We start from the raw sequence: 26,579 nt of genomic DNA on the forward strand, positions 1-26,579 counted from the left end.
ATGGGCCTTTAGGGGAGAGGTTAAGCCGTCTTAAATTGACTCAAAAGGTGTTTTTGGTGGGATGCAAGCTCAGATAATCCAGAGCTGTCTTTTTCACTTTGATCCGCCCCAAGGGATGCTTGATCAGACATGCTTGAGATTTCCAATACATTTTGGCTGATCTCGTTCGCCACTGCGGATTGCTGCTCAGCCGCTGTGGCAATCTGAGTACTCAAGTCTCGGATTTCAACCATGTGCTCCTGTAACTCAGCAAGGGATTCCCCTACCGCATGGGCTTCATCAACACTACTATGAGCACTCTTACGGCTCACTTCCATGCTTTCCACCGTCTTACTTACACCTGCCTGTAACTGAACAATGACATTCTGAATTTCCTCTGTCGAGCTATGTGTTCTGGTTGCCAAGGTACGAACTTCGTCAGCAACAACGGCGAAGCCTCGCCCTTGCTCTCCAGCTCGAGCCGCCTCAATAGCCGCGTTCAAAGCCAGTAAGTTAGTTTGCTCAGCAATACCTTGGATCACTTCGAGAATACGACCAATATCTTTCGAATGTTCATCCAGTTGATTAACTACTCTAGTCGACTCTTCGATTTGCTCAACCAAGCCTTCTATTTTTTGAATGTTCTGATCCATGCTGGATCGATTCTGCGTGGCACTCTGATCTACTTGCTGGATTTGGTGTAACGTAATTTCTGAACTTTTTGCCACTTGGTGAACCGTTGCAGCCATTTCTGTCATGGCCGACGCAACGCCAGTGGTTTTGTCATTTTGAGCTCCCATCAGACGTTTTGATTCACCTGCTAGGCGTACATTACTTTGCGCTGATTCAGCCACATTATTAGACGCTCGTTCAATTTCAACCAAAACACCTTGTAGCTTGGCGACTAGGTCGTTAACCCAACGGGATAACTCTCCAAACTCGTCTTTCGTTTTCACTTTACTACGCTGGGTAAAATCACCTTCCGAGATTTTCCCTAGCACATTCATCACTTCTTTTAACGGTAAACGAATGCTACGACTAACCCATAAGGCCACCAGCACAGCAATAAGCACTGAAATAACCAAAACTATAGACATAATATAAATTGATAAAGTCGCTGCATCATTGGCCTCAACTTTGGCTTTGGCCCTCATAGTGGAGGCCTCAATCAACAAGGTTTTTGTAAACCCATTCAACTTTTCCATACTATCTGAAAGCTGCTCGGCTAACGCCTCGGATTCTTGACTCAAGCGAAGGTTCTCATAGTACTTGGCAATCACCCCCTCATCGGCGGTTGTTCCAATTTCTACTTCATGCACAAGGTCGTTGATACTGTCATCTTTAACATAAGCTTGCTTATCTTTAATGCCCGAGATAGTGGCAGCCATATCTTCTCTTAGACTCGCCATATCTTCCAAGTTATGGAGATCAAAATAATCACTAACCGATACTTGTAAACTTTCCATTTGGCTACGCATATAGGACGCTGCAAATTTTATCTCTGAGTTATCACCATCTTCTTCAAGCAGAGTTAAATCTTCAACGGCAAAACTCACCGAATCTTTTAAATCAAGTTTTTCATTAACGATAGCCGAGGTTAACTCCAAACCTAGTTTGTGATTGGCAAAAGCCACTTTGGTATATTCGAAGAAATTCACCGCTTCCGTATTGATGCTGTTCAGCACCCCTTCCATCTCAGGAAGTGGCTGCAACTGAGTTTCTAGCTGTTTATGTATCTCACTATAACCTGCTTGTTGACTCTGAAATTTTTCTTCTAAGCTTACTAAGGCATCAGGAGAGTTACTCAGCAAATACTGTAGAACAGAAGCATTCGCTGACGATAGCACTTCTCGTAGTCGACTACTGGAAGCGGAAATATTAGCAACATCCCCTGTTACCACATTTAATCGGTTTTCAATTTTTTGAATACCGCTAAAGCCTGAAGCTGCAAGCGTTAACAACAAGAGTAAAAGAATCCCAAAGCCCAATAAGATCCTTTGGATAACAGATAACGACATACTCAACCTCTAAATGTCTAGACAAACTAACGATAAATTACGGATTATCCGAACGTTACACAAGATTACATAATATAACACCAAATAATGCCAGCGACCTGACCAAAAAGACAACTTTTAGCACAATCACTCTACACTATTTAAATTTAATGAAGCGCCTAAATGCGACACTCTCCTTCCCATAGATTTCTTTCAATGGATCAATCTGGTAAATTGGCCTATTTCCTTGAAGACTTCGGCTAATACTTTATGGATCGCCCCCTTTACGAAAAAATTGCCGACCAAATAGCACATCAGGTTCATGAAGGCATTTTCCTGCCAGGCTCAAAGATTCCATCAGTTCGCAAATCCAGTAAACAGATGGAAGTCAGTGTCGCTACAATTTTGCAAGCCTACAGCCTGCTTGAAGACAGAGGCGTCATAAAAGCACGCCCACAAAAAGGCTATTTCGTCCAAGAACATCAACCCCAGAAAATAGAGCCTGCAAAAATTGCTCCAGCTGAAAATGATGGCAATACTCACGCTTTATTAAAGCGCCTTTTACGTCCCTCTCAAAACGATAAACTGATTCAATTTGATGCCACTGTCCCTGCCAGTCAATTTTTACCTATCCGCCAACTACAACGCTCTGTCGGTCGTTTAATGCGTCTGGCACCAGAAATATGTACCGCTTATGAATTCACGCCGGGGTCTCTCAACTTACGGCGTCAAATTGCCATCAGAATGCTAGACACTGGCTGCCAATTACAGCCTGATGACATCACTATTACTCTGGGTTGCCAAAATGCTTTAATGCTCTCTCTACAGGCCGTAGCCAATGCGGGAGATACCATTGCCATCGAAAGCCCAACCTATCATGGTATTCTACAAGCCATTGAAGTACTTAATCTAAAAGCCATTGAAGTTCCTTGCCTCAGTGAAGGAGGTATCGATTTAGACCTGTTAGATAAAGCCGCTATGGAGTGGGATATCAAGGCATGCATAGTGACACCGAATAACCAAAACCCAACAGGTGCAAGCTTAAGTAGTCCATCAAGAAAACGGCTAATAGAGCTATCAAAGCAGCATAATTTAACCCTTATTGAAGACGACGTTTACGGTGAACTAAGTTATCTAGGAAAGCGTGAACGAGCACTTAAAGCGGACGATACAAATGACAGCATAATCTATTGCAGCTCTTTCTCTAAAAGTATCGCGCCGGGGTTCCGTATTGGCTGGGTAATAGGCGGTCATTTTCAACAAAGGATTGAGCACCATGCTTATGTTCAATCACTAGCAACACCAACACTCACCCAAACGGCCATAGCAAACTTTCTAGAAAATGGTGCCTATGACAGGCACCTCCGCAAAACACGCATGACTTATCAAGAGAATCTCTCTCGCTGCCAAAGCCTCATATTAGAACACTTTCCAGTAGGTACTCAGGTCTCATCCCCAAAAGGTGGTTTTTTGCTTTGGGTTACCCTCCCAGACAGCGTGAATACCATGCAGCTCCATGAAAAAGCCCTAGAAAATGGTATAGGCATACTGCCTGGACTGGCTTTTAGCTTAACTAGCCAATTTAGCCACCACTTTCGACTCAACTACGCACTAAGTTGGGACAATAAAACAGATGCAGCACTGCGAAGACTCGGGCAACTTTGTCACCAGTAAAACCATTCACGACCCAGCAACACATGCATACAGAACCAACTAACATTTACAGCATCATTTAACAAATACCGTCGCTAAAAAGTGCGATAGTGATTGACATTGCAAGGTGGACACTTCTTCATATAGATTAAAACTATGAAGATTATGCAAACCATCTTAAAATTCGCCTGTACAGGCAGGGCAAAAAGCGTACAATTCGCATTCTTTTTATAAACACTCTGCCACTTTGGCCGATAACTTAAATACCTGAAATAGTAGCTGGCTTGTTGCGATGGAATTTGTTGCACATCCGAAAGACCTCCCATTAGAAATCACTCTAATTGAGGATCAGCCCTTCCCTCAAATAAATAGAGAAAGGTCTGGGTTTATCGGCATCACATATTTTACGTCTCGTCCCTTTGATAATGGACGCTCTGTAAGAATCACTTTAGAAGAAATCGACCCAAATTTTTGCGTCTCTGGACGAGTAGCTTGGTGCAACAAAGAAGTTGACGGCTACCAAATTGCGATTGAATTCCCCACTAAAGAAGAATGCTACAGTGTACGTATGATAGAACAACTATCTCAAATTGAGCATTATCGACGCCAAGCAAAAAGCGAAGGCCGACGACTAAACTACAATGAGGCCGCCGCTGAATGGATTCAAAAATTCGCTGCCAACTTTCCCGCATTCATCCTCTAATTTAAGACATCATGACTCAATCGCTCTCGCAATGTGATATCGACATTATCACCACACAGCTCGGCCGTACACCAACCGGCATTAGCGCCATCGCACATTACTCTCCCAATGGCATCCCACAAGTCCTAGAAATGGAAACTTGGGTTTTCGATCAGCCTTTCCCAACACTCTACTGGCTATCTAGCAAAGCAATTGACAAAGCGCTGGCCAAAATAGAAAGCCAAGGCGTAGTAAAGGAACTCGAGCAACGAATCCGAGATGATGAAGAACTAAGAGAAGCCCATTACGCCTCCCACCGAGACTATATTGCTCGGCGCTGGGCAGTAATGAGTGACAAGCATAAAGCCATTATCGAAGCCAAAGGCTTTACTCACTTATTTGATAAATTAGGCATTGGTGGTATCGCCAGTTGGGATCAAGTACGCTGCCTACATATGCAGTACGCACATCATTTGGCAGGTAATAACGCCATTGGACGTTTACTGGACGAAGAATATAACATTAGAGCAGTTGCTGACGCGGAATAATGCAAAGTACACAGCTAAAAAAGGGAACCACAGAAGATGAGGTTCCCTTTTTATATGTTGAGTAAATAAACCTGTTTCAGTCTATTACTGGGCTCAATAATTCCCTCAACTCTTCTGCGGTTTTTGCTTTCGGCAGAGCTTCACGAATTTTATTAAAAGCGGCTTGCGCAACGGCTGGGCGCTGAGCGTACGTTGTCAAAGCACCACCAGTCCAACCAGCCAATTTGACCATATCATTTTTGAAATTATTGCCATTAACACCATGACCACCTAAAGCCATTAGTGCATCTTCTATCCCTAAATAGCTTGGGCGTTCCCCACCAAACTTCATAAAATCATCTTGTTGCACTTCAGCAAATTGCTCTGACATATTTTTAAACCTTCCTTTATAAAGCTACCTGTTTATTACGGTAACGATATCTAATTCATGGTACAAGAAATTGGATGTAGAAAAACGTAACATTTTATTAGTCCCGTGTACGAACACGATCTACTGCCTGTTGCCAACCTTGATACAAACGATCTCCGGTTCCGCTTGCCATTTTTGGCTCAAAGCACTTATCCGCCTGCCATAATGTCGCGACTTCATCCAAGGACTTATATAAGCCAACATGCAGACCAGCCAAAAATGCGACACCCAACGCGGTTGTTTCCGTAACACGAGGACGCTCGACGGTGATTTCCAGTAAGTCACTAAGAAACTGCACCATCACGTCATTTATTACCATTCCCCCATCAACACGTAAAGAATTAAATGTAGCACCATCTTGCGCCATTGCCCCAACTAAATCTCTCGTTTGATAACAAACCGAACGTAAACCCGCACTGACAATGTCGGCAACACCAGTATCACGAGTCAAACCTATCATGGCGCCACGGGCATCTGGATCCCAATAAGGAGCACCTAAGCCAGTAAAGGCAGGCACCAGATAAACAGAATCGTCATTCAGCGCCTGCTGAGCCAAACTTTGTGTTTCTTTCGCATCAGAAAACAATTTTAAACCATCACGTAACCATTGGATCGCGGCCCCTGCAACAAAGATACTGCCCTCTAATGCATAGGTGACTTTACCCTTTAAGCGATAACCAACTGTGGTAAGTAGCTTGTGCTCTGAACGGATGGCTTGATCGCCCGTATTTAGAATCAAAAAACACCCTGTGCCATAAGTACTCTTTACCATGCCGGGCAAAAAACATGCTTGACCAATCAACGCCGCCTGCTGATCACCAGCAATACCGTTGATTGGAATTTCTGCTCCCAACCAAGACGAATCAACAACACCAAAATCGGCACTGCAATCCATAACTTCTGGCCACAATACCTCTTCGATACCCAATAGCTGAATGAGCTCTTTATCCCATTCTTGAGTATGAATATTAAACGCCATGGTACGCGCGGCATTGGTTGCATCGGTTTTGTGAGATTGACCATTGGTTAAACGCCACAATAAAAAACTGTCGACAGTCCCAAAAGCAAGCCGCCCTGCTTTTGCCTTATCTCGAGCCCCTTCTACATTATCTAGCACCCAACGAATTTTCGTTGCCGAAAAATAAGGATCAATCAACAACCCCGTTTTTTCTTGAACCTTATCTCCCAAGCCTTGCTCACTAAGGCTTTGGCAAAAGGCACTAGTACGTCGATCTTGCCAGACGATAGCATTGTAGACGGGTTGACCTGTTTGTGTATCCCAAAGTATCGTGGTTTCGCGCTGATTGGTGATACCGATACTTGCTACCGCTTGCGCATCGATACCTGTATCCTTAAGCACAGAGCGACAAACAGACAAAGTAGACGACCAGATATCTTCTGGGTCATGTTCGACCCAAGCATCATGGGGAAAGAGCTGTGGAAACTCTTGCTGAGATTGACCAATTCGAACGCCTCTTTCATCAAATAAAATAGCGCGTGAGCTAGTAGTACCCTGATCGATAGCAAGAATATAATGGGTCATGGCGGGTTCTCTTTGAAATCGTTGGCTACTCAGCAGCCAAACAAGCCGATTATTTTTGTTTTATGAACATAGATATTCAAATACGAATATCTCTATTAAAAACCAATGTACACTCGTTTAGCAAGTGACAACCTTTTTTGGGAGTAAAAATCGACATGAGCCAACTCACTCGCCAAGACAAAATTGTCGCCATCGTAAAAGAAAACGGCTATGTGACAATAGACGAACTAGCTAGCAGGTTTGCCGTCACTCCTCAAACCATACGCCGTGATATCAACGCCTTAGCAAAAGCAGAGCAAATACGTCGTCACCATGGCGGAGCCAGCTATGATTCCAGTACTACCAACGTCGCCTACGCCACCAGACAGATCCTACAACTGCCAGCCAAAGAGCACATTGCCAAGCGTATCGCAGAAGAAATCCCCAATCACGCTTCGCTCTTTATCAATATTGGCACCACCACAGAGACCGTCGCTCGCGCTCTACTTAATCACCAAGGGCTACAAGTCATTACCAACAACCTCAATGTTGCCGCAATATTGAGCAGTAAAGAAGACTTTACCGTAATTATTGCTGGCGGTACCGTTCGGTCCCGTGACGGCGGAGTGATGGGAGAAGCAACCATAGATTTCATCAATCAATTCCGCGTTGACTTCGGCATAGTCGGTATTAGTGGTATCGATCCACACGATGGATCATTATTAGATTACGACTACCAAGAAGTCCGAGTTGCACAAAGCATCATATCGAATTCCCGCACTGTTTTCTTAGCTGCAGATAGCGGTAAATTTGGCCGTAACGCTGTTGTCAGATTGGGCAATATTACCCAAGTTGATCGGCTATTTACCGATGAACAACCACCAAAAGACATTACTAACTTAATGAAAGAACACAAGGTACGTTTAGAGCTTTGCACACCTAAATAACCCACTTAGGGTGCTTCTTCATAGGCTTTCAGAAAACTAAAACTAATCTCAATATTCATAAAAACTTCATCTCACTTGCTTGTCAGCAAGCAAATAGAGGTTTAGTATCGAATAAATATGTTCACTTTCGAACATTTTGTATTCATTTTACGAACATGAGGCTCAATATGACGGACAATCATTTCGACCTATTTATTGTTGGGGGCGGCATAAACGGAACAGGCATTGCGGCTGATGCAGCAGGTCGTGGTTTAGACGTCGGTCTATGTGAAATGGACGATCTAGCCCACGCCACCTCTTCCTCCAGCAGCAAGTTGATTCATGGTGGTTTACGTTATTTGGAGCATTATGAGTTTCGTTTAGTAAAAGAAGCCCTAACGGAAAGAGAAGTACTATTAAAAGTCGCCCCTCACCTTGTAACCCCCATGCGCTTTCAAATGCCTCATCGCCCTCACTTACGTCCAGCTTGGCTAATACGTATCGGCCTATTTCTTTATGACACCTTAGGCAAACGGGAAACATTACCTGGCTCCCACGGGGTGAAATATGGTCCAGACAGCCCTCTAAAGCACGATATAACCCAAGGCTTCGAATATTCAGACTGTTGGGTAGATGACGCGCGCCTAGTGGTAACAAATGCCTTAAGTGCACAACAGAATGGGGCCGCTATTTTTGCTCGTACTCGTTGTACCTCTGCAAAACGAATGAATAATCAATGGCACATCACCTTAGAAGATCAAATTAGCTTACAGACTAAAACAGTGACTGCTGATGCCTTAGTTAATGCTGCCGGCCCTTGGGTATCCTCCTTCATCGAGACAGGCTTACAACAAAAAGCACCCTATGGTATCCGCATGATCAAAGGCAGCCATATAGTCGTGCCAAAAATGTATCAGCACTCTAATGCCTTTATTATGCAAAACACAGATAAGCGCATCGTATTTGCCATTCCCTATCGCGAAAAATATACCCTACTGGGCACAACCGATATGGAATATAAAGGCGATCCAAATCAGGTAAGTATTTCTGAAGAGGAAACCCAATACATATTGAGTGTCGCCAATGACCACTTCAAAAAAGCACTCACAGCTAAGGATGTCATTTGGAATTATTCTGGCGTACGCCCGCTATTAGAGGACGAATCGGATGACCCTTCCGCTGTCACACGCGATTACACCCTGCACTTGGATGATGAACAAGACAAAGCGCCGCTACTAAGTATTTTTGGCGGAAAAATCACCACCTACCGTAAACTGGCTCTCTCGGCCATGCGTAAGCTATCCCCTTACTTTGACACACTAGGGCCAGAATGGACCCATAAAAAACCACTTCCCGGTGGCGACTTAAACATGTCTTTGGATGCTTTTACTCTAAAGCTACAACTGAGCTACCCTTTCCTCGGCGCTCATTTAGCCCATAGATTTGCAAATAGCTACGGCACTTTAACCCATACCCTACTCAACGAAGCCAATTCAAAAGACGAATTAGGCCAACATTTTGGCGAAGGCTTATATCAATTGGAAGTGGACTATCTTATCCATCATGAATGGGCACGCTCAGCAGAAGATATTCTATGGCGTCGTAGTAAATTAGGTCTTGAGCTTCACGATGAACAAATAAAAACACTTGAAGAATACGTGAAAACAGCCATCAAATAATTCACTAAGAGATTGTTACAAGCTCGCTTAAGCCATTGTCTAAACGAGCTTTTTTTGGTCTACTGAAAGTATCCCTCTCTTCAGGAAACCAGCAATATGGATATGGTGTTTTTCGACATTTCCCTTTGGGTCTATCTACTACTCTTTGCTACCGCATTTGTAGCAGGCGTCATCGATGCCATTGCTGGAGGTGGCGGTCTAATTACCGTACCAGTTCTATTAGCTGCAGGACTATCCCCTGCCGAAGCGCTCGCCACGAATAAACTACAAGGCTGCGCAGGCACAGTGTCCGCTTCTTACCACTTTATCAAGAAGGGAAAAGTGAAGCTCTCCGATATGTGGCTACCTATCGCTATGACCGCTATCGGTGCTATTAGTGGCACACTTTTAGTTTCCTATTTAGACAGCAGCTTATTATTAAAAGCCGTTCCAGTCATTTTAATCGCCGTGGCCGTTTTCTTTTTCTTTTTACCGAAAATTCAACCTTACATTGCCAGTAAACTCTCTCTGAGCCATATACAGTTTGCTTTTATTATCGGTACCAGCATTGGTTTTTATGATGGTCTGATCGGCCCCGGAACAGGGGCCTTCTTTTCTACTGCTTACCTTTGTCTAATGGGCCTAACTTTGGTTTCAGCTACAGCTCATACAAAAATACTTAATGCCACCAGCAACTTATCATCATTAGCTATATTTGCTTTTACTGGTCATGTTATCTGGGCTTTGGGCATTGTAATGGGGCTTGGCGGATGGGTTGGTGCGCAAATTGGCTCACGACTCGTCATCACCAAAGGGGCAAAATTAATTCGCCCTATGGTAATACTCATGTGCTTGGCTATTTCCGTAAAACTGCTGATTAGTAACTAAGGCTTTTCATTAGCTGAACAAAAAGCCCAAACAAAAACGGCGACCTAGGTAGGTCGCCGTAAGATAACACTTTATATATCTACTTCTTTTAAGCCGCTTGTTCCTCAAGCAACTTTGCCTTCGTCATATCCGCTTGTGCTAATTTTTCCATCAAACGAACGACCTGACAGCTGTAACCGTACTCATTATCGTACCAAACATACAAAATAGCCTGATTATCTCTTACCTTAGTGGAAAGAGAGTCCAGAATACCTGCCTGTTGAGAACCAATGAAATCAGAACTAACCGCATCTGCACCATCGCTATAACCAATCTGACCAGTCAATTCTGCGCTATTAGAAGCCACTTTAAGAAGCTGATTAATTTCCTCAACAGAGGCTTTAGATTTAAGATTTAAACTTAAAACGGCAATCGATACATTGATAACAGGAACGCGAATCGCACTACCACTTAGTTTGCCTTCTAATGAAGGAATCGCTTTCGATACCGCTTTTGCTGCACCAGTTTCCGTCATCACCATATTCATGCCAGCGGCACGACCACGACGATCACCTTTATGGATATTGTCAATCAGGTTTTGATCATTGGTGTAAGCATGAACCGTTTCTACATGACCAGACTCTATGCCGTATTTATCTTCAAGCACAGATAAAATCGGCGTAATGGCATTAGTTGTACAAGAAGCGGCCGAAACAATACGATCTTCTTCGGTTAAATCAGCATCGTTCACACCAAACACAATATTTTTCATTGCTTTGCCTGGTGCGGTTAAAACAACACGCTCAATACCAGGACGGTTCAAGTGCACACTCAAACCGTCGTGATCACGCCAGCGCCCAGTGTTATCGACCAATAATGCCTTGTCTATGCCATATGCTTGATAATCAACGTCAGCAGGGTCTGAAGCGTAAATGACTTTTACGGGGGAGCCATTAATAATCAAAGCTTGATTAGCTTCATCAACTTTTACTAAGCCATCATAAGTGCCATGAACAGAATCGTATTTCAGCAAGCTAGCACGCTTAGTAAGGTCATTGTCACAAGCCTTACGCACAACAATAGCAGCCAAAGACATACCAGGAGTGGTGTGACCTAGAGTACACATACGACGAGCTAGTAAACGGCCAATACGTCCAAAACCATACAAAACAACAGGAGTATCAGAAGTGTTTGCAGTCTGTGCGGCTAGCACAGAAGCCACATCCGCCTCTGCGATAAGCGACTCAAGCTCAACAACGGTATGGGATGCACCGCTAATAAGCACTTCCTCTAACACTCGATAGACTTGCACAAGATCTAACTCGGGATATTGATCAAAAGCCGTCATCAAACCAGTCACAGAATCAGCCATTAAGGTTTTCCCTGCCAACTCAACTTTAACTGATTTTTCACGACCCAATTTACCCAAAAGAGGAATCATAGATTCAGCTTGTGAAAGTGATTGTAACCAAGTGCTTGTCATTTTCTGCCCCCGAAAAAAGACGTTGTTGTCATAATATGTTGGCAAGTCTAACGTCCGTATTAAGCAAAAACAAATTGTAAGAAGACTACGAAAAGTCCTTTAAAAACGGGGATTTAATATTTTTTTTATGAAAATAACGAGATTAAAAGGAAGGAATAGAAAGTTTACTACATATTTAATCAGCTCAAAGCTTTCAGCCATTAAAAGTGGCTATTATGTTGTAATTTGGCAACCAAAAAAGAGAGAGAATTTCATGAATTATTTTATAAATGACGCTTTCTTTCTGCCAAAATACCTAATAAACAAAAACATACGCACACCACAATGGGGCGATAGGCAAAATCAATACGTGTGATCCCCCAATATACTAAAGGCTGACTCCACAATGTCAGCAAACCATAGCCAAAGGTACACATCAGAATAAATGCCGCTACTCGCGCAATAAATATCCAAGAAGCCACAAGCCGTTTAAGAAAATTATTTATCTTGCCGCCATAGATTACCAAACAGGTCGCTACCAAGGCTAAAGAAATATCATTCAGGTGAGGCTGCATCATCTGTGCAGCACGAAGGTTAAAATCTAAAATCAACATAGAAAATACAACAACACGCTAATAAAAATAGGAAGCTAGCTTAACGAGCTTTTCGTGACAGGGCTTCAACATCAATCTTACCTGAATGAGATTGAACTTTTGGATGTTCATCGCCATAACGAATCGACACATCAAAGGTGGTATTATGAAGTTCAATAAAGGTACCATCTGGAAACAACCATTTAGCACGACCATAACCATTTTTTACAAAACCAATAGTAGGCTCCCCATACTTTTTCTCTAGTAAGGCACCAATCGAGCCACGTTGGCTATTATTTGTAACCACTCCAGACATCACCGCTTGTCGGATGTAGCCAGAACGATTAAAAAGTATATTCAGACTTTTTATTCCCAAGATGCCATCAGGACCCAGACTATAGCTAGCCACCCCTTTATGGTAAGAGGGGTAAGGTTGCAACCCCATAGAAGTAAGTTGTTTTTCAAATGCCGGTTGACTTAAATCATTCACTCTTAAACCAAATATCTCAGCTTCTGTAGAAAACTTTTCCTTTACAGGCTCTGATTCTGACTCTTCTAGAGCATAAGATAGCTTAGACATAACCAAAATCAGTACAACAAAAAAGAGCCTAAAATAGCTATTCCTATACATTACCTTTTCCCTCCCAGAGATGAAGCCTCTCCCCGACAACAGGCAGAAAAAAATACTTAATCCAATATATTATAAGACACTATTTCATCCTTGCACTCAAGCAGTGAAAAATGAGTAAAATAACATTTTGACAACGCTCTAACAGGTTATGTAGATCACCATTTATTCACTTTAATGACTCAAACACGTCTTTTATTACCTTTTCAAAAGCTAGAAAAGCAGGCTGCCTCAAAACACTTGCTCTTGTCCACATATAAACATCACGACTGATTTTCAGATCAAAACGAATATTAAGCTCAACCAATGAAGCATCATCAGCAGCCAACACAGAAATTTTCGGTAACACGGCAAGATGTCGGCCACGTGATAAAAGCTTAATCAACATGGCGGCATCGTTTCTAAAGACAACTTTAGTGCGAATTTTTTCAATACCATAGGTAACCAAAAACTCAAGCACTTGTTCTTCAAAACGACTAGCAATCCCTAAACTAAGCCAATCTGCCGCCTCAAAATCTTTAACTTCAAGATTTTTCTTTTTCGCCAACGGATGATTTTTTCCACAAAAAATTCCGATTTCATCTTCTTTGATTAAAACTTTATGAATCCCTTCCAAAAAACGGTCATCTGGCGATGGCGCTAATAAGACATCAAACTTGTCTTCTTGTAATGCTTCAATACCTAACCCAGGAGCAACAGCTAATACCGTCAGTGAAATATTAGGGTTTTCTCCTGTCATACGTTCCAATATTTCAGGCATCACCCCCATACCAAGTAAAGGTCCGGTTGCTATTCTCAACTCTGTTCGCAAACCCAGTTTCTGGCTTGATATTTTTTCCTTTGCTAGGTTCATTGCGTGGATGACTGCACGCCCTTCACGAGCTAATACCTCACCCATTTCAGTACTCTTTACACCATATCTACTGCGTAAAAATAGCTTAGTGCCAGCCTGCATTTCTAATGTCGCCATTGCCCTAGTAAGGGTTGGCTGCGCCACAGACAAATATTCAGAGGCTGAAGTAATCGAGCCTTTATCAAGAATCGTAACAAGATAGATGAGGTGTTTTGGGTCCATAGAACATGACCAATATTCATTTTTGATTGTTTAGAAAATCAAATTAACATTTTACCTAGACAAATGGCTAATATAAATTGATGACAAACCAAACAATAAAAACAATATTGGAGAGACGACATGTTCAAACAAATCAAAACACTCAAAAGCGGTTTATATATTTCAACTCTATTATGCTTTGGAGCGTTAACAAGCACTGCTAGCTATGCTGAAAACATCGGCATGGAATCCGCCAGTGCCAACAGCATTGTCGGCATGGTTCCACAGGCCATGGCGCCCTATTGGTCCAAAGCAGGTGTCGATGTACAACTGGCCCTCAATCAAACACTCACCAAGTCCCTTCTAAAAATTGCACGCAACAAATTAGATGCCGCCGTTGTACCGCCGCCAGCCTTTTCGGCGCTGCAAAAAGGCGTCGGCCCTTACGCAAAAATAGCGGATGTTGCGAAAGAATCGTCTAAAAATGTCCGTGGCCTTTTCAGCATGCCAGGTAGTTACTATCACGCCATCACATGGGCAGATTCAGGTATTAAAAACTGGGCAGACGGAAAAGGTAAAAGAATATTTATTGGCCCCCCTGCAGGCGCTGCCAATAGACAAATTACGACTTTAGTGGCTGCAGGAGGGTTACCAAAAGACGACTATGATGGGCTAAAAGCGCCATGGGGAGCTGCAACACAAAGCTTTCAAGACGGTCAATTTGATATTTATGTTGGCGTTTTTGGCCTCGGCTCCCAATCCCTATCAGAGCTCAGTTTATCGCACGATATTAGGTTATTAGGTGTAAAAGCTGAAAATATGACTCCCCCTGAAGGGTTAGGCATGCAGGCAGCAGTCATCCCTGCTAACACCTACCCGGGACAAGTTAACAAAAAAGACGTTATCACTTGGCAAACATTAATGATGATGGCTGTTAACAAAGACATGTCGAATGACACAGCTTACAAGCTAACCAAAACTTATTTAGAAAATAGAATCACCCTCGCAGAGTCAAGCGCAACCTTTAGAGACCTCCCAATCACGGACTATTTTGTTGGTGTAAATGCCCCTCTTCACCCTGGCGCGATAAGATATTATCAGGAAATCGGCATTGCCATCCCTAAAAAATTACTACCATAATGTTTTAAATTAGAACCAAGGCGGTTTTCCTCTTTGGTTCTCGGAGTCCTATCTATGTCAGTTACTTCCAAACCTACTTGGGTTTTATGTACTTGGATTACCGCAGTCTTAAGCTTCGTGGTCAGTATCTACGGTCTAGCTAACGTCATGCCAGCTATAGGCAACTTTCGACTAGGGCCTTTTCCCTTAGTTCTGTTCCGCTCTACCTTTTTTGCCTTATGTATCATGACAGTCACCTTCAATATGCTGAGCAAATACCAAAGAGGAGAATTAAGCATTTGGCTAGCAAGTATAAGTACATTCTTCTTATTCACTATGCTTTGGTGTTGCTGGTCTTTCTATCAAATCAGTATCGCCCTAGATGATGGCATGTTTCTTTTTGGCTCCTATGAAATGTGGACAGCCTTAGTGGCTTCCGCTGGAGCACTCTTTTTCTGCTGGCGTATTTGGGGCATTCCCGTTGCCTTACTGGGTATCATTGGCATTCTTTACATGGCAACAGGTCAATGGTGGCCTGGCCCATTACAGACAGTGAGCAACGACATACATGAAACCCTAGCGCAAAACCTTTTATACAGTTTAGACACGGGCATATTAGGCAGCACCTTTGCCATTGTCATCACTACTGTTTTTCCTTTTATTATTTTAGGGGCTCTACTCGAAGGTGTGGGCGCTGGCGACTCCATGATCCGCATTGCCTTCCATTGGATGCGAAAAACCGCTGGTGGCCCTGCCCATGCCGCTGTTCTGTCTTCCGCCTTATTTGGCACTGTGTCAGGCAGCGCAGTAGGAAATGTCGTTGGCACAGGGGTGATCACCATCCCTATGATTAAAAAACGGGGCTTTTCACCCAACTTTGCTGGCGCAGTAGAAGCATCAGCCTCAACGGGGGGGCAAATTATGCCGCCCATTATGGGAGCCGCCGCCTTAGTCATGGCAGATTTCATCGGCATTAGCTACATGACCGTTATTATTGCTGTTCTCGTGCCATCCATTGCTTACTACGGCAGTCTGTTTGCAATGATTGTATTTGAGTCTCGCAAGCTTGGAATAAAAGCAACGGACAAGGTAGAAGGCGTTGATAAACCTAATCGGCAAGATTACCTAAATCTACTGCTAATTTTTATACCTTTAGTCATCATTGTGGCATTACTTCTCTATGGACTATCACCTTCAGGTGCGTCTATCACAGCGCTTGCTTGTCTCATACCTCTCAGCTTGATCAACCCAGATATACGAAAATATCCGCACAAATTAATACTCAGCGTCTGCTCAGGCGGCAAAACATTTTCAGGCCTGCTTATGGCAATAGCAGCCGTTAGCATTGTCATTTCTGCTTTATCCGCGACCGGTGTACCAGTGAAGTTCAGCGTCTTGCTTGGTAGCATAGCTTCAAGCTCGCTGATGTTTTCACTACTGATTGCCGCCTTCTGTTGCATTATTCTTGGAATGGGCATGCCGACACTGCCCGCCTACGTAACAGTCGCAACCATTGCTATACCGGCTATGCAACAACTTGGATTGGCCCCTCTTACCGCGCACATGTTTGTCTTCTTTATTGCGGTGGGATCAGCGATTACGCCACCCGTTGCCATTGCCGCCTTTGCGGCCGCCAGTATCTCTGGTGGTGGGCCAATTGGTACCTCTTTTCAAGCGTCAAAAGTCGGCATCATGGTTTTCATTATTCCATTTGCTTTTGCCTTTAACCCACTACTACTAACCGTGAGTCAATCTGGCATAGACTTTGACCTTATCAGCTGGCTATGGCTATTACTAAAACTAGCAGTAGGCATCATGCTGACAGCAACAGCCTTAACAGGCTTTCATTCTCACGCATTACGTTTTTACGAAATTATCGGCAGATTAATCGCTGCCATCATGCTTTTCATTCCAGGACTATTATGGGACCAATTAGGCATCAGTCTAGCCATCCTATTATGGATGGGACACCTTCGAATAGATCTTAAATTAATACGCCGTTTAAAAGGAAATCAACTATGACCAATATTATTTACATCGTCGCAGACGACCTTGGCTACGCAGATCTGGGATGTTACGGCGGTCGCGAAGCGCAATTTGGCAAGGTATCCCCCAACATAGATAAGCTTGCCGAAGACGGCATGATGTTTCTCGAAGGGTACGCGAATTCCCCCGTTTGCTCGCCAACCCGCTTTGCTCTAATGACCATGGCCTATCAGTACCGGTTACGAGGTGCACTGGAAGAGCCCATCAATAGTAAAAGTAAAGGCAGCGCAACACTGGGGTTACCGCCTAATATTCCGACACTTCCATCGCAGCTTAAAAAAGCAGGCTATTACACTGGATTAATGGGAAAATGGCACCTTGGTTACCCTCCTCACTTTGGCCCTAGAGCCTCTGGTTACGATGAATTCTTTGGCATTATGGCGGGTGGTGTTGACTATTTTTCCCATAAAAGTGGCCGAGGTGATCACGATTTATACATCAACGAAGAAGAACATCGAGAAGTCGGTTACTTAACCGATTTAATTTCTGAGCATTCCGTGGAATTTATTAATCGCCGCGCCACAGAAGCTAAAGATCAACCCTTCTTTTTAAGCATTCATTACACCGCCCCGCACTGGCCATGGGAAACAAGAGATGACGCCCATCTAGCGGATGACATCTCAACCTTATTCCATTTAGAGGGTGGCAACATCCATACTTACCGGAAAATGATTCATCATATGGATGAAGGCATAGGGAACATCATGGCAACCCTTGATAAACATGGCCTTACAGAAGACACCTTAATTGTTTTTACCAGTGATAATGGCGGCGAACGCTTTTCAGATAATTGGCCCTTGGTCGGTGGTAAAATGGATCTCACCGAAGGGGGCATACGCGTACCTTGGATAGCCCGCTGGCCTGCCGCTATCAAAAAAGGCACAGTTAGTATGCAACACAGCATGACCATGGACTGGTCGCGTACCTTACTTGAGGTGGGTGGTGGTGAAATAGACCCACACTACCCTGTTGATGGCATCTCCTTAATGCCCATTCTAACAGGTGAAACTGAACGCTTCGAAAGGCCTCTCTACTGGCGCATGAACCACCGTGATCAACGCGCACTACGTGTAGACGACTGGAAGTACCTGAAGGTGGATGAACATGAATACCTTTTTAATATCACCAACGATGCCCGCGAGCGAGCAAACCTTGGCAAAAAATACCCAGAAAGGCTCGAAGCAATGCGTAAACAGTGGCTTAACTGGAATGAGACCATCCCCCCCATTCCGGATGATGCGACCGTCAGCCTAGGTTACAGTGTCGCAGACATGCCGCAACGCTAATATCGCCACAGAGGCACTCTATTTTCCATCTATATAGGGAAATAGAGCGCCCTAAATTGCATAAACAACCTCACCAAAACAAAATAACTCCCCCTCAAATAGAAAGGCGGCACTAACTTCTGCTAATATGAGCGACTCAAACGCTCGGCTTTAGAAGCAGAGTTTCATTTTATATTTGAGGTAATAAATGGCGCTTGTTATTGGTATCACGGGGGTATCCGGCAGTGGTAAAAGCCGACTTTGTTCACTACTAGCAGAAGGGCAAGGTGATAAAATCACTGTACTGTGTCAAGACAACTTCTATAATGGCTGTGGCAGCATAGACCCTGATGTTTATAACTTTGATGACTTAAGCTCTCTGGACATAGAAAGCTTAACGTTAGCCATTCACAACTGTAAAAACCGCCAACAACCAAATGAAATCCCCGAGTATGATCACTCTCAACACAAACGTGTAGGTTATCGTAATCTCGACCCTACTCATGTCGTACTCGTTGAAGGCCACATGATGTTTCAAGATCCAGGGGTTCGAGACGCCGTAGATTATTTACTATATGTTGATACAGATATGGACATTGCTGTGGTACGTCGCTTGAAAAGAGATATTGCTGAACGTGGGCGTAACGTCAATGAAGTAACCAGCCGCTATATGCGCCATGTACGTCAAGCGTCTCTAAAAACCATCGACATACGCGACAAAGCAGATTTTATTATTCCTAATAATAAAAGCTTCACCAATGCTGCAAATTTACTTCGCTCTCATATCGACTTCTTATTAAAAGAAAAAGGCGCTAAATAAGCGCCTTTTTCATGTCTCTTTCAAATCAATCAAAAATTACTTTTTGATATCATCGAAAAATCTTTTTACACCATCAAACCAGCTTTTCTGCTTAGGGGAATGATTCGTTCCTTCTCCCATGCTTTCTGCTAGTTCAGTAAACAGCTCTTTTTGGCGAGCCGTCAAATGCACTGGTGTTTCAATAACCACTTTACAAATCAAGTCGCCCACAGGGCCGCCACGCACAGGCTTTACGCCTTTATTACGCAAGCGGAACAGTTTTCCTGTCTGGCACTCAGCTGTCACCTTCAAACGTACACGACCATCTAGTGTCGGCACATCAATATCACCACCTAAGGCAGCAGTAGTAAAGCTGATTGGCACTTCACAGTATAAGTTCGCCCCATCACGCTCAAAGATATTGTGAGGTTTTACAGACACTTGTACAAACAAGTCACCAGATGGCCCACCTTGAGCTCCAGCTTCACCTTCACCAGACAAACGAATACGGTCACCCGTATCCACACCGGCTGGAATCTTAACGGAAAGTGTCTTGTATTCTTGGGTGCGGCCTTGTCCATGACAGTCATTACAAGGGTCACTGATAACTTGCCCAGCACCATGACAATGAGGACAAGTTTGCTGAACCGAGAAAAAGCCTTGTGAAACTCGAACTTGACCTTGTCCCTGACAAGTTTGACAAGTTACTGGCTTAGTACCTTTTTTAGCGCCTGAACCATCACAGGTTTTACAATTAACCAAACTTGGAATGCGAATTTTTTCATCGCAACCCCAAACAGCCTGTTCTAAATCAAGCTCCAAGGTATAACGTAAATCGGAACCACGACGAGTACGGCTTTGACCGCCGCCACCGCCACCTCCAAAAATATCACCAAACACATCGCCAAAAATGTCACTAAAGCCGCCGGCTCCGCCACCACCACCGTAACCCTGCTGGCCGTTAACACCTTCATGACCAAATCGATCGTAGGCTTCACGCTTTTCATCAGACGATAAAATCTCATACGCCTCAGCAAGCTCTTTAAATTTTTCAAGCGCTTCCGGATTATCTGGGTTTTTATCTGGGTGATACTTATTTGCTAGGGAGCGATAAGCCTTTTTGATCTCTTTCTTATCCGCACCTTTGGCAACACCAAGAACGTCGTAACAGTCTCTTTTACTCATTGCAGGCATTCCTGAATTAAGAAGTCTGAAGTTTAAAAATCAGAGTCATAAAATCTTTTGTAATTGCCACTATTCTGTTGGTTTTATACATAGCAAAACACGGTCCTAAAACCGTGTCCGCAATACCAACCCTTAACATTAGGGCGACGAAAATAAGCCTTACGGCTTATTTTTTATCGTCTTTTACTTCTTCGAACTCTGCATCTACCGCATCATCTTGAGCTGCACCAGAAGTCGCTTCTTCAGCACCCGCCGCACCTGCTGCTTCCGCCTCTGCATACATTTTCTGAGCTAAAGAACCAGACGCTTGAGTCAACGCATTGGTTTTCTCTTCAATCTGCTCTTTATCATTTGATGTTAATGCTTCTTCAAGTTCAGTAATCGCTGTTTCAATGGCGGTTTTTTCTTCTTCTGTGGCTTTATCGCCAGCGTCAGTCAAGGTTTTACGAGTTGCATGAATCATACCGTCAGCCGTGTTACGAACTTGTACAAGCTCTTCAAACTTACGGTCTTCTTCAGCATTCGCTTCCGCATCCTGAACCATTTTTTCAACTTCTTCATCACTCAAACCAGAAGAGGCTTTGATGACGATAGATTGTTCTTTACCTGTCGCCTTGTCTTTCGCAGACACACTCAAGATACCATTGGCATCAATGTCGAAGCTTACTTCGATTTGTGGCACACCACGTGGAGCAGGTGGAATTTCAGCTAAATCGAAACGACCTAGAGATTTATTCTGAGACGCCTGTTTACGCTCACCCTGTACAGCATGGATAGTAACCGCACTTTGGTTATCTTCTGCTGTAGAGAAAGTTTGCGACTTTTTAGTAGGAATAGTCGTGTTTTTCTCGATCAAAGGTGTCATAACGCCACCCATAGTCTCAATACCTAAAGACAGTGGCGTCACGTCTAGAAGAAGAACATCTTTTACATCACCAGCAAGTACCGCACCTTGGATAGAAGCACCAATCGCAACCGCTTCATCTGGGTTAACGTCTTTACGAGGCTCTTTACCAAAGAATTCAGACACTTTCGCTTGAACAAGTGGCATACGAGTCTGACCACCAACCAAGATAACCTCATCAATATCAGAAGCAGAAAGGTCTGCATCTTTCAACGCTTGACGACAAGGCGCTAAAGAGTTGACAACAAGCTCTTCTACCAAAGACTCCAACTTAGAACGAGTCAATTTGACGTTCAAATGTTTAGGGCCAGAAGCATCGGCTGTAATATAAGGAAGGTTAACTTCTGTTTGCGAAGAAGAAGACAACTCAACTTTTGCTTTTTCGCCCGCTTCTTTAAGGCGCTGTAACGCTAAAGGATCACTATGTAGATCAATACCAGTGTCTTTCTTAAACTCTGCCGCTAAGAATTCGATAACACGCATATCGAAATCTTCACCACCTAGGAAAGTATCACCGTTAGTAGACAATACTTCGAATTGCTTCTCACCATCTACATCCGCAATTTCAATGATAGAGATATCGAACGTACCACCACCAAGGTCATAAACCGCAATAGTAGAATCACCCGCATTTTTATCTAGACCGTAAGCCAAAGCCGCTGCAGTTGGTTCGTTGATAATACGTTTAACTTCTAGGCCAGCAATTTTACCAGCATCTTTCGTTGCTTGACGCTGAGAATCATTGAAGTAAGCAGGCACAGTGATAACCGCTTCAGTTACTGTTTCACCTAAGAAGTCTTCTGCTGTTTTCTTCATTTTTTTCAGAATTTCAGCAGATACCTGCGGTGGAGCTTTCTTGTCGCCTTTTACTTCTACCCAAGCATCGCCATTCTCAGCGCCTACAATTTTGTATGGCACCATAGAAATGTCTTTCTGAACCACATCGTCTTTAAAGCGACGACCAATCAAACGCTTAACCGCAAAAATTGTATTGTTTGGGTTAGTAACTGCTTGACGCTTAGCAGACTGACCTACCAAAATTTCGCCATCGTCTGTGTAAGCAACGATGGATGGTGTGGTGCGATCGCCTTCAGCGTTTTCGATTACACGTGCTTTTTCGCCGTCTAAAACAGCAACACAAGAGTTCGTTGTACCTAAGTCAATACCAATGATTTTACCCATGGTGTTCATCTCCAATAATTCGTTTGTAATATTGATAGTTCTGTATTTGGGTACGCTTTAAAACTTTTCAAGCGCCCAGTGTCAAAAAAATGACAGGTTATTTAAGCCGCACTTGAAACGACTACCATTGCTGGGCGTAATAAGCGGCCGTGGAGCGTATAACCTTTTTGAATTACGTCCATGACAGTGTTCGGTTCCAACTCGGGATTCGGCACCATAGTCATAGCTTGATGTAATTCAGGGTTAAAAGGTTCACCATGTGGATCAACGACTTTCACCTCAAAACGAGACAGCGTTTCAAGCAAATCTTTCAGCGTAAGTTCAACACCTTCACGAACAAGATCTGGCTCGTCCGTTGCAGGAGTAGAGGTCAAAGCACGCTCAAGGTTGTCCGCGACGCTAACCACTGATTTAGCAAACTTTTCTAAACCAAATTTATGCGCCTTTTCGACATCTTGCTCAGCACGACGACGTACATTTTGAGCATCGGCTTGGGCACGAAGTGCAGCTTCTTTATAGTGAGCCACCTCCTCTAGTGCTTTTGCAAGCTCATCATTTTCAGGCTCTGCTTCTAGTAGCTCTGCTTCAGGCTCTAAAAGTTCTTCCACTGCTTCGCTTTTCAAATCTTGCTCCGCTTCTTGATTAGGATTTTTTTGCTGATCACTCATTTCTTTAACTCCAAATAACAGAAACAATTCTTCCTCTGTGCTGGGTATATGGGGACAGCTTTTTTCCTTTCAACAGCAAAACCTCATAAATTTAAAGGGAATTAATTTTCAACAGAGTACTTGTCAAAAAACAACCAAATACTGTATAAATAACCATATAAATAACTTCTCTTTTGTGGAGCACCCTATGCTGAACAGCATCGCCATTTCCAACTTTGCTATTGTCGAGTCTTTAGAACTTGAATTCAAAAAAGGCATGACAGTAATTTCAGGGGAAACAGGAGCTGGAAAATCCATCATGGTCGACGCCCTTTCCCTATGTTTAGGTGGACGAACCGATGCAGCAGTAGTACGACATGGCGAAAACAAGGCCGATATCAGCGCCAGTTTTGACATCCAAAGCTACCCTCATGTCTACCAATGGCTTGAAGAAAGAGACTTAGAAAACGAGCAACACTGTATTTTACGTCGCGTCATCAGCAAAGAAGGCCGCTCCAAGGCTTACATTAATGGTCGCCCTTGCACCCTTGGTGACCTAAAAGATGTGGGTAGTCACCTAGTCGACATCCACGGTCAACACGAACATCAGTCCTTATTAAAGAAAAGCGCCCAAAGACAACAACTGGACGAATACGGCAAACTCACCGAATTAAGCAAAAAAGTAAACCAACAATACAATGTTTGGCGACAACTCAAAGATGACCTTGCTGTTCAGCAGAACCGCTCATCTGAACAGGACGCAAAAATTCAGCTATTGTCTTACCAGTCTCAAGAATTAGAAAAACTCGACCTAAAAGAAGGCGAAATAGAAGCACTAGAAAACGAGCAAGCATTTCTCTCCAATATTGCCGATTCACAATTTAAAGCTTATCAAGCAAGTAATATCTTAATAGATAGCGACGAAGGCAACATTTGCTCTCTATTGAACCAAGCACTCAGCAGCGCTAGCCAAATTAACCCCGCAACCAAAGAACTAGAAAGCGCGCTAGAAATGATGAATATCGCTCTGATTCAAGCACAAGAAGCCGCAGACAGCTTACACCACTATCAAGACACACTAGAACAAAACCCGGAGCGTCTAACAGAAATTGAGCGCCGTCTTTCTGATATCTATGAAACAGCCCGTCGCCACAGACAACTGCCTGAAGCCCTCATCATGCTGCGTGAAAGCGTCAACACAGAACTGGCCGCCTTACAAGGTAGCGAAGAAAGCATCGATGTATTAAAAGAAAAAGAAGAACAAGCTTACGAAAGCCTCACTGCCCTTGCGACCACACTGACAGAAAAACGCATGACAACAAAAGATGAGCTAGCCAAGCAGGTAGAAGAACAAATCCATGGTTTAGGCATGCCACATGCGCGTTTCTTGATTCACTGTCAGCCGCTTAATCAAGTTACAGCTAATGGCTTTGAAGAAATCGAATACATGATCGCCTCCAACCCAGGCCAACCACCACAACCGCTGCGAAAAGTCGCCTCTGGTGGTGAATTATCTCGTATCAGTCTCGGCATCCAAGTGGTAACAGCTCACACTTCGACTATTCCAACATTGGTATTTGATGAGGTTGATGTGGGAATTAGTGGCGGTGTCGCCGAAGTTGTGGGGCGCATGCTGCGTTCTGTTGGGGCGCGCGGACAAGTTTTTTGTGTGACTCACCTAGCGCAAGTGGCCGCTCAGGGTAATCAACACCTTAGAGTTAGCAAGCAAGTAAAAGACAAAGCAACGTCTTCTCAAGTAGCACAATTGAAAGACAATGAACGAACACAAGAAATTGCGCGTTTATTGGGCGGATTGGAACTCACCGAGCAAACCCTAGCGCACGCTAGAGAGATGCTTGGCAATGTTCAACTACAATAAACACAGGCTTAAGCTCTGCAACTTAGGCCTGAGTCATTGCAACTAACGACTAAAAAATGAGTTTATTTTTTCTTCGGGCGTACATACATAATCAGACTATGGTCTTCAATATCATAACCATACTCTTCAGCGATCTCATGTTGCCGCTTCTCAATTACTGGATCAACAAATTCAATAACCTTGCCAGTTTCTAGGCAAATCATATGATCGTGATGATCCCCTTTCGCCAATTCAAAAACTGCAGTCCCTGCATCAAAATGATGACGCTGTACCAAACCTGCGGTTTCAAACTGAGTCAAAACACGATAAACCGTTGCCAAGCCAACATCTTCACCTTGATCAAGCAAAGTACGATATACATCATCGGCACTCAAATGGTGCTCACCCGCACCTTCAAGGATTTGCAAAATCTTTACTCGCGGCAAGGTTACTTTGAGTCCCGCTTTCTTTAATTCTTGATTTTCACTGGTCATGAGTCATTCTCTATTCGATCTTGTTGATAATTACTTTATCATTAGCATACCTGAGTTAGGATGATACCAATGAAAAAATCAATTTTTATACTATGCGCTGCACTTTCGCTTAGCGCATGCAGTTTATTTCCACCACCTTACAAGGCCCCTGTTGCGCAAGGAAACCTTATTACAGAGGAACAGCTTGCTAAATTACAAGTTGGTATGTCTGAATCTCAAGTTACTTACCTCCTGGGGAACCCGATGATAAGAGATACATTCAAGCCAAATGAATGGCACTACTTATACGTTATCAAACACGCTACACCAGACGCACCTAAAAGTGCTGCCGATAACTTAACTTTAATTTTTAACGCTGGCACCTTGGCCCAAATCAAAAACAACTAATCTTTTGCTGCTTTCGCTGCGCGGTTGGCCCTAGCTTGCTTAGGGTCAACGATTAGTTCCCGATAAATCTCTACACGCTCACCCGCCTTGAGCTCCTGCTCATCAGCATTTCTTACTGCTTTACCAAAAATACCGACTTTCACCGTCTCCACATCCAATCCCGGAAAGAAGGCTTCCATATTAGAACGACGCACGGCCTCACGCACGCTGCAGCCGTCTTCAACTTCTAAAGTAATTATCTTCTGCTTTTCCGGCAAAGCATAAGCTACTTCTACTCTCATATTATTTACCGTATACCACAATGGCACGCTTACTAAAGGCTTCCACCATAGAGTTTGCAATTTGACTAAACACACCGCCAAAAGCAAACTTCAGCATGCCACTTAATTCAAAATCAATCGTTAATGCAATCTTACAACTCGTAGCAGACAACTCAGTAAAGGTCCAAATACCATGCAACCTTTTAAAAGGCCCTTTCACCAAGGTCATCTCTATTTTATTAAACTCTTGCAAAAAGTTTTTAGTCGTAAAAGATTGTCGTACCGGGCCCTTCCCTACCTCTAAAGATGCAACTATTTCATCTGATGTATGAGATATCAAAGTCGCATTCAAGCAACCGGGTAAAAACTCTGGATAACCGTCTATATCATTTACCAACGCAAACATTTGCTCACAACTGTAATTAACATGAGCAAAGCGCTCTATATGACTCAAA

The 26,579-nt window shown here is 43.5% G+C and carries 25 protein-coding genes; 12 read left to right on the top strand and 13 right to left on the bottom strand.

Annotated features, from left to right (window positions below):
* Nucleotides 1–20: 20 nt before the first annotated feature.
* Nucleotides 21–1,997, bottom strand: a complete 1,977-nt coding sequence (locus I8J31_RS16180) for a methyl-accepting chemotaxis protein (RefSeq protein WP_199469625.1) — start codon at nucleotides 1,995–1,997, stop codon at nucleotides 21–23.
* A gap of 249 nt (nucleotides 1,998–2,246) precedes the next feature.
* Between I8J31_RS16180 and I8J31_RS16185 the strand changes: the two genes are divergently transcribed.
* From I8J31_RS16185 to I8J31_RS16195, 3 genes are all read left to right on the top strand, one after another.
* Nucleotides 2,247–3,650 (top strand): aminotransferase-like domain-containing protein, encoded by a 1,404-nt coding sequence (locus I8J31_RS16185; RefSeq protein ID WP_199469626.1) that lies wholly within the window; start codon nucleotides 2,247–2,249, stop codon nucleotides 3,648–3,650.
* Between the two features lie 271 nt (nucleotides 3,651–3,921).
* A complete protein-coding gene (locus tag I8J31_RS16190; RefSeq protein ID WP_199469627.1) occupies nucleotides 3,922–4,332 on the top strand; it encodes a PilZ domain-containing protein in 411 nt (136 codons plus the stop codon).
* 11 nt (nucleotides 4,333–4,343) lie between these two features.
* On the top strand, nucleotides 4,344–4,859 hold the full coding sequence (locus I8J31_RS16195) for a DUF501 domain-containing protein (protein WP_199469628.1): 516 nt from the start codon (nucleotides 4,344–4,346) through the stop codon (nucleotides 4,857–4,859).
* A gap of 76 nt (nucleotides 4,860–4,935) precedes the next feature.
* Here the strand turns inward: I8J31_RS16195 and I8J31_RS16200 are convergent, their stop codons facing one another.
* Together I8J31_RS16200 and glpK are read right to left on the bottom strand one after the other, a co-directional pair.
* Nucleotides 4,936–5,229: a hypothetical protein gene (locus I8J31_RS16200; RefSeq protein ID WP_199469629.1), complete on the bottom strand. Its 294-nt coding sequence runs from the start codon at nucleotides 5,227–5,229 to the stop codon at nucleotides 4,936–4,938.
* 97 nt (nucleotides 5,230–5,326) lie between these two features.
* Entirely contained in the window at nucleotides 5,327–6,811 is a 1,485-nt protein-coding gene (glpK, locus tag I8J31_RS16205; protein ID WP_199469630.1) for a glycerol kinase GlpK, read from the bottom strand.
* A 155-nt stretch (nucleotides 6,812–6,966) separates the two neighbouring features.
* Between glpK and I8J31_RS16210 the strand changes: the two genes are divergently transcribed.
* The 3 genes from I8J31_RS16210 (at nucleotide 6,967) to I8J31_RS16220 (ending at nucleotide 10,262) form a co-directional block, all read left to right on the top strand.
* Entirely contained in the window at nucleotides 6,967–7,737 is a 771-nt protein-coding gene (locus I8J31_RS16210) for a DeoR/GlpR family transcriptional regulator (RefSeq protein ID WP_199469631.1), read from the top strand.
* Nucleotides 7,738–7,904: 167 nt separating this feature from the next.
* Entirely contained in the window at nucleotides 7,905–9,395 is a 1,491-nt protein-coding gene (gene glpD / locus I8J31_RS16215) for a glycerol-3-phosphate dehydrogenase (RefSeq protein ID WP_199469632.1), read from the top strand.
* A gap of 96 nt (nucleotides 9,396–9,491) precedes the next feature.
* Nucleotides 9,492–10,262: a TSUP family transporter gene (locus I8J31_RS16220; protein ID WP_199469633.1), complete on the top strand. Its 771-nt coding sequence runs from the start codon at nucleotides 9,492–9,494 to the stop codon at nucleotides 10,260–10,262.
* A gap of 88 nt (nucleotides 10,263–10,350) precedes the next feature.
* Here I8J31_RS16220 and I8J31_RS16225 read toward each other — a convergent pair whose 3' ends face one another.
* The 4 genes from I8J31_RS16225 to I8J31_RS16240 all read right to left on the bottom strand — a co-directional run bounded on the left by I8J31_RS16225 (nucleotide 10,351) and on the right by I8J31_RS16240 (nucleotide 13,999).
* Entirely contained in the window at nucleotides 10,351–11,724 is a 1,374-nt protein-coding gene (locus tag I8J31_RS16225; protein ID WP_199469634.1) for a glyceraldehyde-3-phosphate dehydrogenase, read from the bottom strand.
* 263 nt (nucleotides 11,725–11,987) lie between these two features.
* Nucleotides 11,988–12,317, bottom strand: a complete 330-nt coding sequence (locus tag I8J31_RS16230; RefSeq protein WP_199469635.1) for a DUF3392 domain-containing protein — start codon at nucleotides 12,315–12,317, stop codon at nucleotides 11,988–11,990.
* Between the two features lie 40 nt (nucleotides 12,318–12,357).
* Complete coding sequence (locus tag I8J31_RS16235) at nucleotides 12,358–12,876, bottom strand: uridine kinase (protein WP_199469636.1); 519 nt, start codon at nucleotides 12,874–12,876, stop codon at nucleotides 12,358–12,360.
* 217 nt (nucleotides 12,877–13,093) lie between these two features.
* Nucleotides 13,094–13,999: a LysR family transcriptional regulator gene (locus I8J31_RS16240; RefSeq protein ID WP_199469637.1), complete on the bottom strand. Its 906-nt coding sequence runs from the start codon at nucleotides 13,997–13,999 to the stop codon at nucleotides 13,094–13,096.
* A 120-nt stretch (nucleotides 14,000–14,119) separates the two neighbouring features.
* On the opposite strand from I8J31_RS16240, the gene I8J31_RS16245 reads away from it, so the two are divergent.
* The 4 genes from I8J31_RS16245 (at nucleotide 14,120) to I8J31_RS16260 (ending at nucleotide 19,228) form a co-directional block, all read left to right on the top strand.
* The gene (locus I8J31_RS16245) at nucleotides 14,120–15,118 is read left to right on the top strand and encodes a TAXI family TRAP transporter solute-binding subunit (protein ID WP_233402855.1); all 999 of its coding nucleotides are present in this window, start codon (nucleotides 14,120–14,122) and stop codon (nucleotides 15,116–15,118) included.
* Between the two features lie 54 nt (nucleotides 15,119–15,172).
* On the top strand, nucleotides 15,173–17,119 hold the full coding sequence (locus I8J31_RS16250; protein ID WP_199469638.1) for a TRAP transporter permease: 1,947 nt from the start codon (nucleotides 15,173–15,175) through the stop codon (nucleotides 17,117–17,119).
* On the top strand, nucleotides 17,116–18,429 hold the full coding sequence (locus I8J31_RS16255) for a sulfatase family protein (RefSeq protein ID WP_199469639.1): 1,314 nt from the start codon (nucleotides 17,116–17,118) through the stop codon (nucleotides 18,427–18,429). Before I8J31_RS16250 ends, I8J31_RS16255 begins: the two co-directional genes overlap by 4 nt.
* A 187-nt stretch (nucleotides 18,430–18,616) precedes the next feature.
* Nucleotides 18,617–19,228: a uridine kinase family protein gene (locus I8J31_RS16260; RefSeq protein ID WP_199469640.1), complete on the top strand. Its 612-nt coding sequence runs from the start codon at nucleotides 18,617–18,619 to the stop codon at nucleotides 19,226–19,228.
* Between the two features lie 36 nt (nucleotides 19,229–19,264).
* On the opposite strand, the gene dnaJ is transcribed toward I8J31_RS16260, so the two are convergent.
* The 3 genes from dnaJ to grpE form a co-directional block, all read right to left on the bottom strand.
* On the bottom strand, nucleotides 19,265–20,392 hold the full coding sequence (gene dnaJ, locus I8J31_RS16265; protein WP_199469641.1) for a molecular chaperone DnaJ: 1,128 nt from the start codon (nucleotides 20,390–20,392) through the stop codon (nucleotides 19,265–19,267).
* 166 nt (nucleotides 20,393–20,558) lie between these two features.
* On the bottom strand, nucleotides 20,559–22,478 hold the full coding sequence (dnaK, locus tag I8J31_RS16270) for a molecular chaperone DnaK (protein WP_199469642.1): 1,920 nt from the start codon (nucleotides 22,476–22,478) through the stop codon (nucleotides 20,559–20,561).
* 101 nt (nucleotides 22,479–22,579) lie between these two features.
* Nucleotides 22,580–23,146, bottom strand: coding sequence for a nucleotide exchange factor GrpE (grpE, locus tag I8J31_RS16275; protein WP_199469643.1), 567 nt, complete (start codon nucleotides 23,144–23,146; stop codon nucleotides 22,580–22,582).
* A 187-nt stretch (nucleotides 23,147–23,333) separates the two neighbouring features.
* Between grpE and recN the strand changes: the two genes are divergently transcribed.
* Nucleotides 23,334–25,004, top strand: a complete 1,671-nt coding sequence (gene recN, locus I8J31_RS16280; RefSeq protein ID WP_199469644.1) for a DNA repair protein RecN — start codon at nucleotides 23,334–23,336, stop codon at nucleotides 25,002–25,004.
* Between the two features lie 62 nt (nucleotides 25,005–25,066).
* Here recN and fur read toward each other — a convergent pair whose 3' ends face one another.
* Nucleotides 25,067–25,477, bottom strand: a complete 411-nt coding sequence (gene fur, locus I8J31_RS16285; RefSeq protein WP_199469645.1) for a ferric iron uptake transcriptional regulator — start codon at nucleotides 25,475–25,477, stop codon at nucleotides 25,067–25,069.
* Between the two features lie 69 nt (nucleotides 25,478–25,546).
* Between fur and I8J31_RS16290 the strand changes: the two genes are divergently transcribed.
* On the top strand, nucleotides 25,547–25,864 hold the full coding sequence (locus tag I8J31_RS16290) for an outer membrane protein assembly factor BamE (protein WP_199469646.1): 318 nt from the start codon (nucleotides 25,547–25,549) through the stop codon (nucleotides 25,862–25,864).
* Here I8J31_RS16290 and I8J31_RS16295 read toward each other — a convergent pair.
* The gene (locus tag I8J31_RS16295; RefSeq protein ID WP_199469647.1) at nucleotides 25,861–26,145 is read right to left on the bottom strand and encodes an RnfH family protein; all 285 of its coding nucleotides are present in this window, start codon (nucleotides 26,143–26,145) and stop codon (nucleotides 25,861–25,863) included. The genes I8J31_RS16290 and I8J31_RS16295 overlap by 4 nt on opposite strands.
* A 1-nt stretch (nucleotide 26,146) precedes the next feature.
* Nucleotides 26,147–26,578, bottom strand: coding sequence for a type II toxin-antitoxin system RatA family toxin (locus tag I8J31_RS16300; RefSeq protein WP_199469648.1), 432 nt, complete (start codon nucleotides 26,576–26,578; stop codon nucleotides 26,147–26,149).
* Between the last annotated feature and the right edge of the window lies 1 nt (nucleotide 26,579).

The sequence above is a fragment of the Marinomonas transparens genome (assembly GCF_016463975.1).
GTDB lineage: Bacteria > Pseudomonadota > Gammaproteobacteria > Pseudomonadales > Marinomonadaceae > Marinomonas > Marinomonas transparens.

Excerpts from the sequence above, each read along its gene's own strand:
- I8J31_RS16210 (WP_199469631.1), top strand. The coding sequence starts at position 6,967 with ATGAGCCAACTCACTCGCCAAGACAAAATTGTCGCCATCGTAAAAGAA.
- I8J31_RS16255 (WP_199469639.1), top strand. The coding sequence starts at position 17,116 with ATGACCAATATTATTTACATCGTCGCAGACGACCTTGGCTACGCAGAT.
- I8J31_RS16225 (WP_199469634.1), bottom strand. The coding sequence starts at position 11,724 with ATGACAAGCACTTGGTTACAATCACTTTCACAAGCTGAATCTATGATT.
- recN (WP_199469644.1), top strand. The coding sequence starts at position 23,334 with ATGCTGAACAGCATCGCCATTTCCAACTTTGCTATTGTCGAGTCTTTA.
- I8J31_RS16220 (WP_199469633.1), top strand. The coding sequence starts at position 9,492 with ATGGATATGGTGTTTTTCGACATTTCCCTTTGGGTCTATCTACTACTC.
- I8J31_RS16260 (WP_199469640.1), top strand. The coding sequence starts at position 18,617 with ATGGCGCTTGTTATTGGTATCACGGGGGTATCCGGCAGTGGTAAAAGC.
- grpE (WP_199469643.1), bottom strand. The coding sequence starts at position 23,146 with ATGAGTGATCAGCAAAAAAATCCTAATCAAGAAGCGGAGCAAGATTTG.
- I8J31_RS16185 (WP_199469626.1), top strand. The coding sequence starts at position 2,247 with ATGGATCGCCCCCTTTACGAAAAAATTGCCGACCAAATAGCACATCAG.
- dnaK (WP_199469642.1), bottom strand. The coding sequence starts at position 22,478 with ATGGGTAAAATCATTGGTATTGACTTAGGTACAACGAACTCTTGTGTT.
- I8J31_RS16195 (WP_199469628.1), top strand. The coding sequence starts at position 4,344 with ATGACTCAATCGCTCTCGCAATGTGATATCGACATTATCACCACACAG.
- glpK (WP_199469630.1), bottom strand. The coding sequence starts at position 6,811 with ATGACCCATTATATTCTTGCTATCGATCAGGGTACTACTAGCTCACGC.
- glpD (WP_199469632.1), top strand. The coding sequence starts at position 7,905 with ATGACGGACAATCATTTCGACCTATTTATTGTTGGGGGCGGCATAAAC.
- I8J31_RS16295 (WP_199469647.1), bottom strand. The coding sequence starts at position 26,145 with ATGAGAGTAGAAGTAGCTTATGCTTTGCCGGAAAAGCAGAAGATAATT.
- fur (WP_199469645.1), bottom strand. The coding sequence starts at position 25,477 with ATGACCAGTGAAAATCAAGAATTAAAGAAAGCGGGACTCAAAGTAACC.
- I8J31_RS16290 (WP_199469646.1), top strand. The coding sequence starts at position 25,547 with ATGAAAAAATCAATTTTTATACTATGCGCTGCACTTTCGCTTAGCGCA.
- I8J31_RS16250 (WP_199469638.1), top strand. The coding sequence starts at position 15,173 with ATGTCAGTTACTTCCAAACCTACTTGGGTTTTATGTACTTGGATTACC.
- I8J31_RS16245 (WP_233402855.1), top strand. The coding sequence starts at position 14,120 with ATGTTCAAACAAATCAAAACACTCAAAAGCGGTTTATATATTTCAACT.
- I8J31_RS16230 (WP_199469635.1), bottom strand. The coding sequence starts at position 12,317 with ATGTTGATTTTAGATTTTAACCTTCGTGCTGCACAGATGATGCAGCCT.
- I8J31_RS16190 (WP_199469627.1), top strand. The coding sequence starts at position 3,922 with ATGGAATTTGTTGCACATCCGAAAGACCTCCCATTAGAAATCACTCTA.
- I8J31_RS16200 (WP_199469629.1), bottom strand. The coding sequence starts at position 5,229 with ATGTCAGAGCAATTTGCTGAAGTGCAACAAGATGATTTTATGAAGTTT.
- I8J31_RS16240 (WP_199469637.1), bottom strand. The coding sequence starts at position 13,999 with ATGGACCCAAAACACCTCATCTATCTTGTTACGATTCTTGATAAAGGC.
- I8J31_RS16180 (WP_199469625.1), bottom strand. The coding sequence starts at position 1,997 with ATGTCGTTATCTGTTATCCAAAGGATCTTATTGGGCTTTGGGATTCTT.
- dnaJ (WP_199469641.1), bottom strand. The coding sequence starts at position 20,392 with ATGAGTAAAAGAGACTGTTACGACGTTCTTGGTGTTGCCAAAGGTGCG.
- I8J31_RS16235 (WP_199469636.1), bottom strand. The coding sequence starts at position 12,876 with ATGTCTAAGCTATCTTATGCTCTAGAAGAGTCAGAATCAGAGCCTGTA.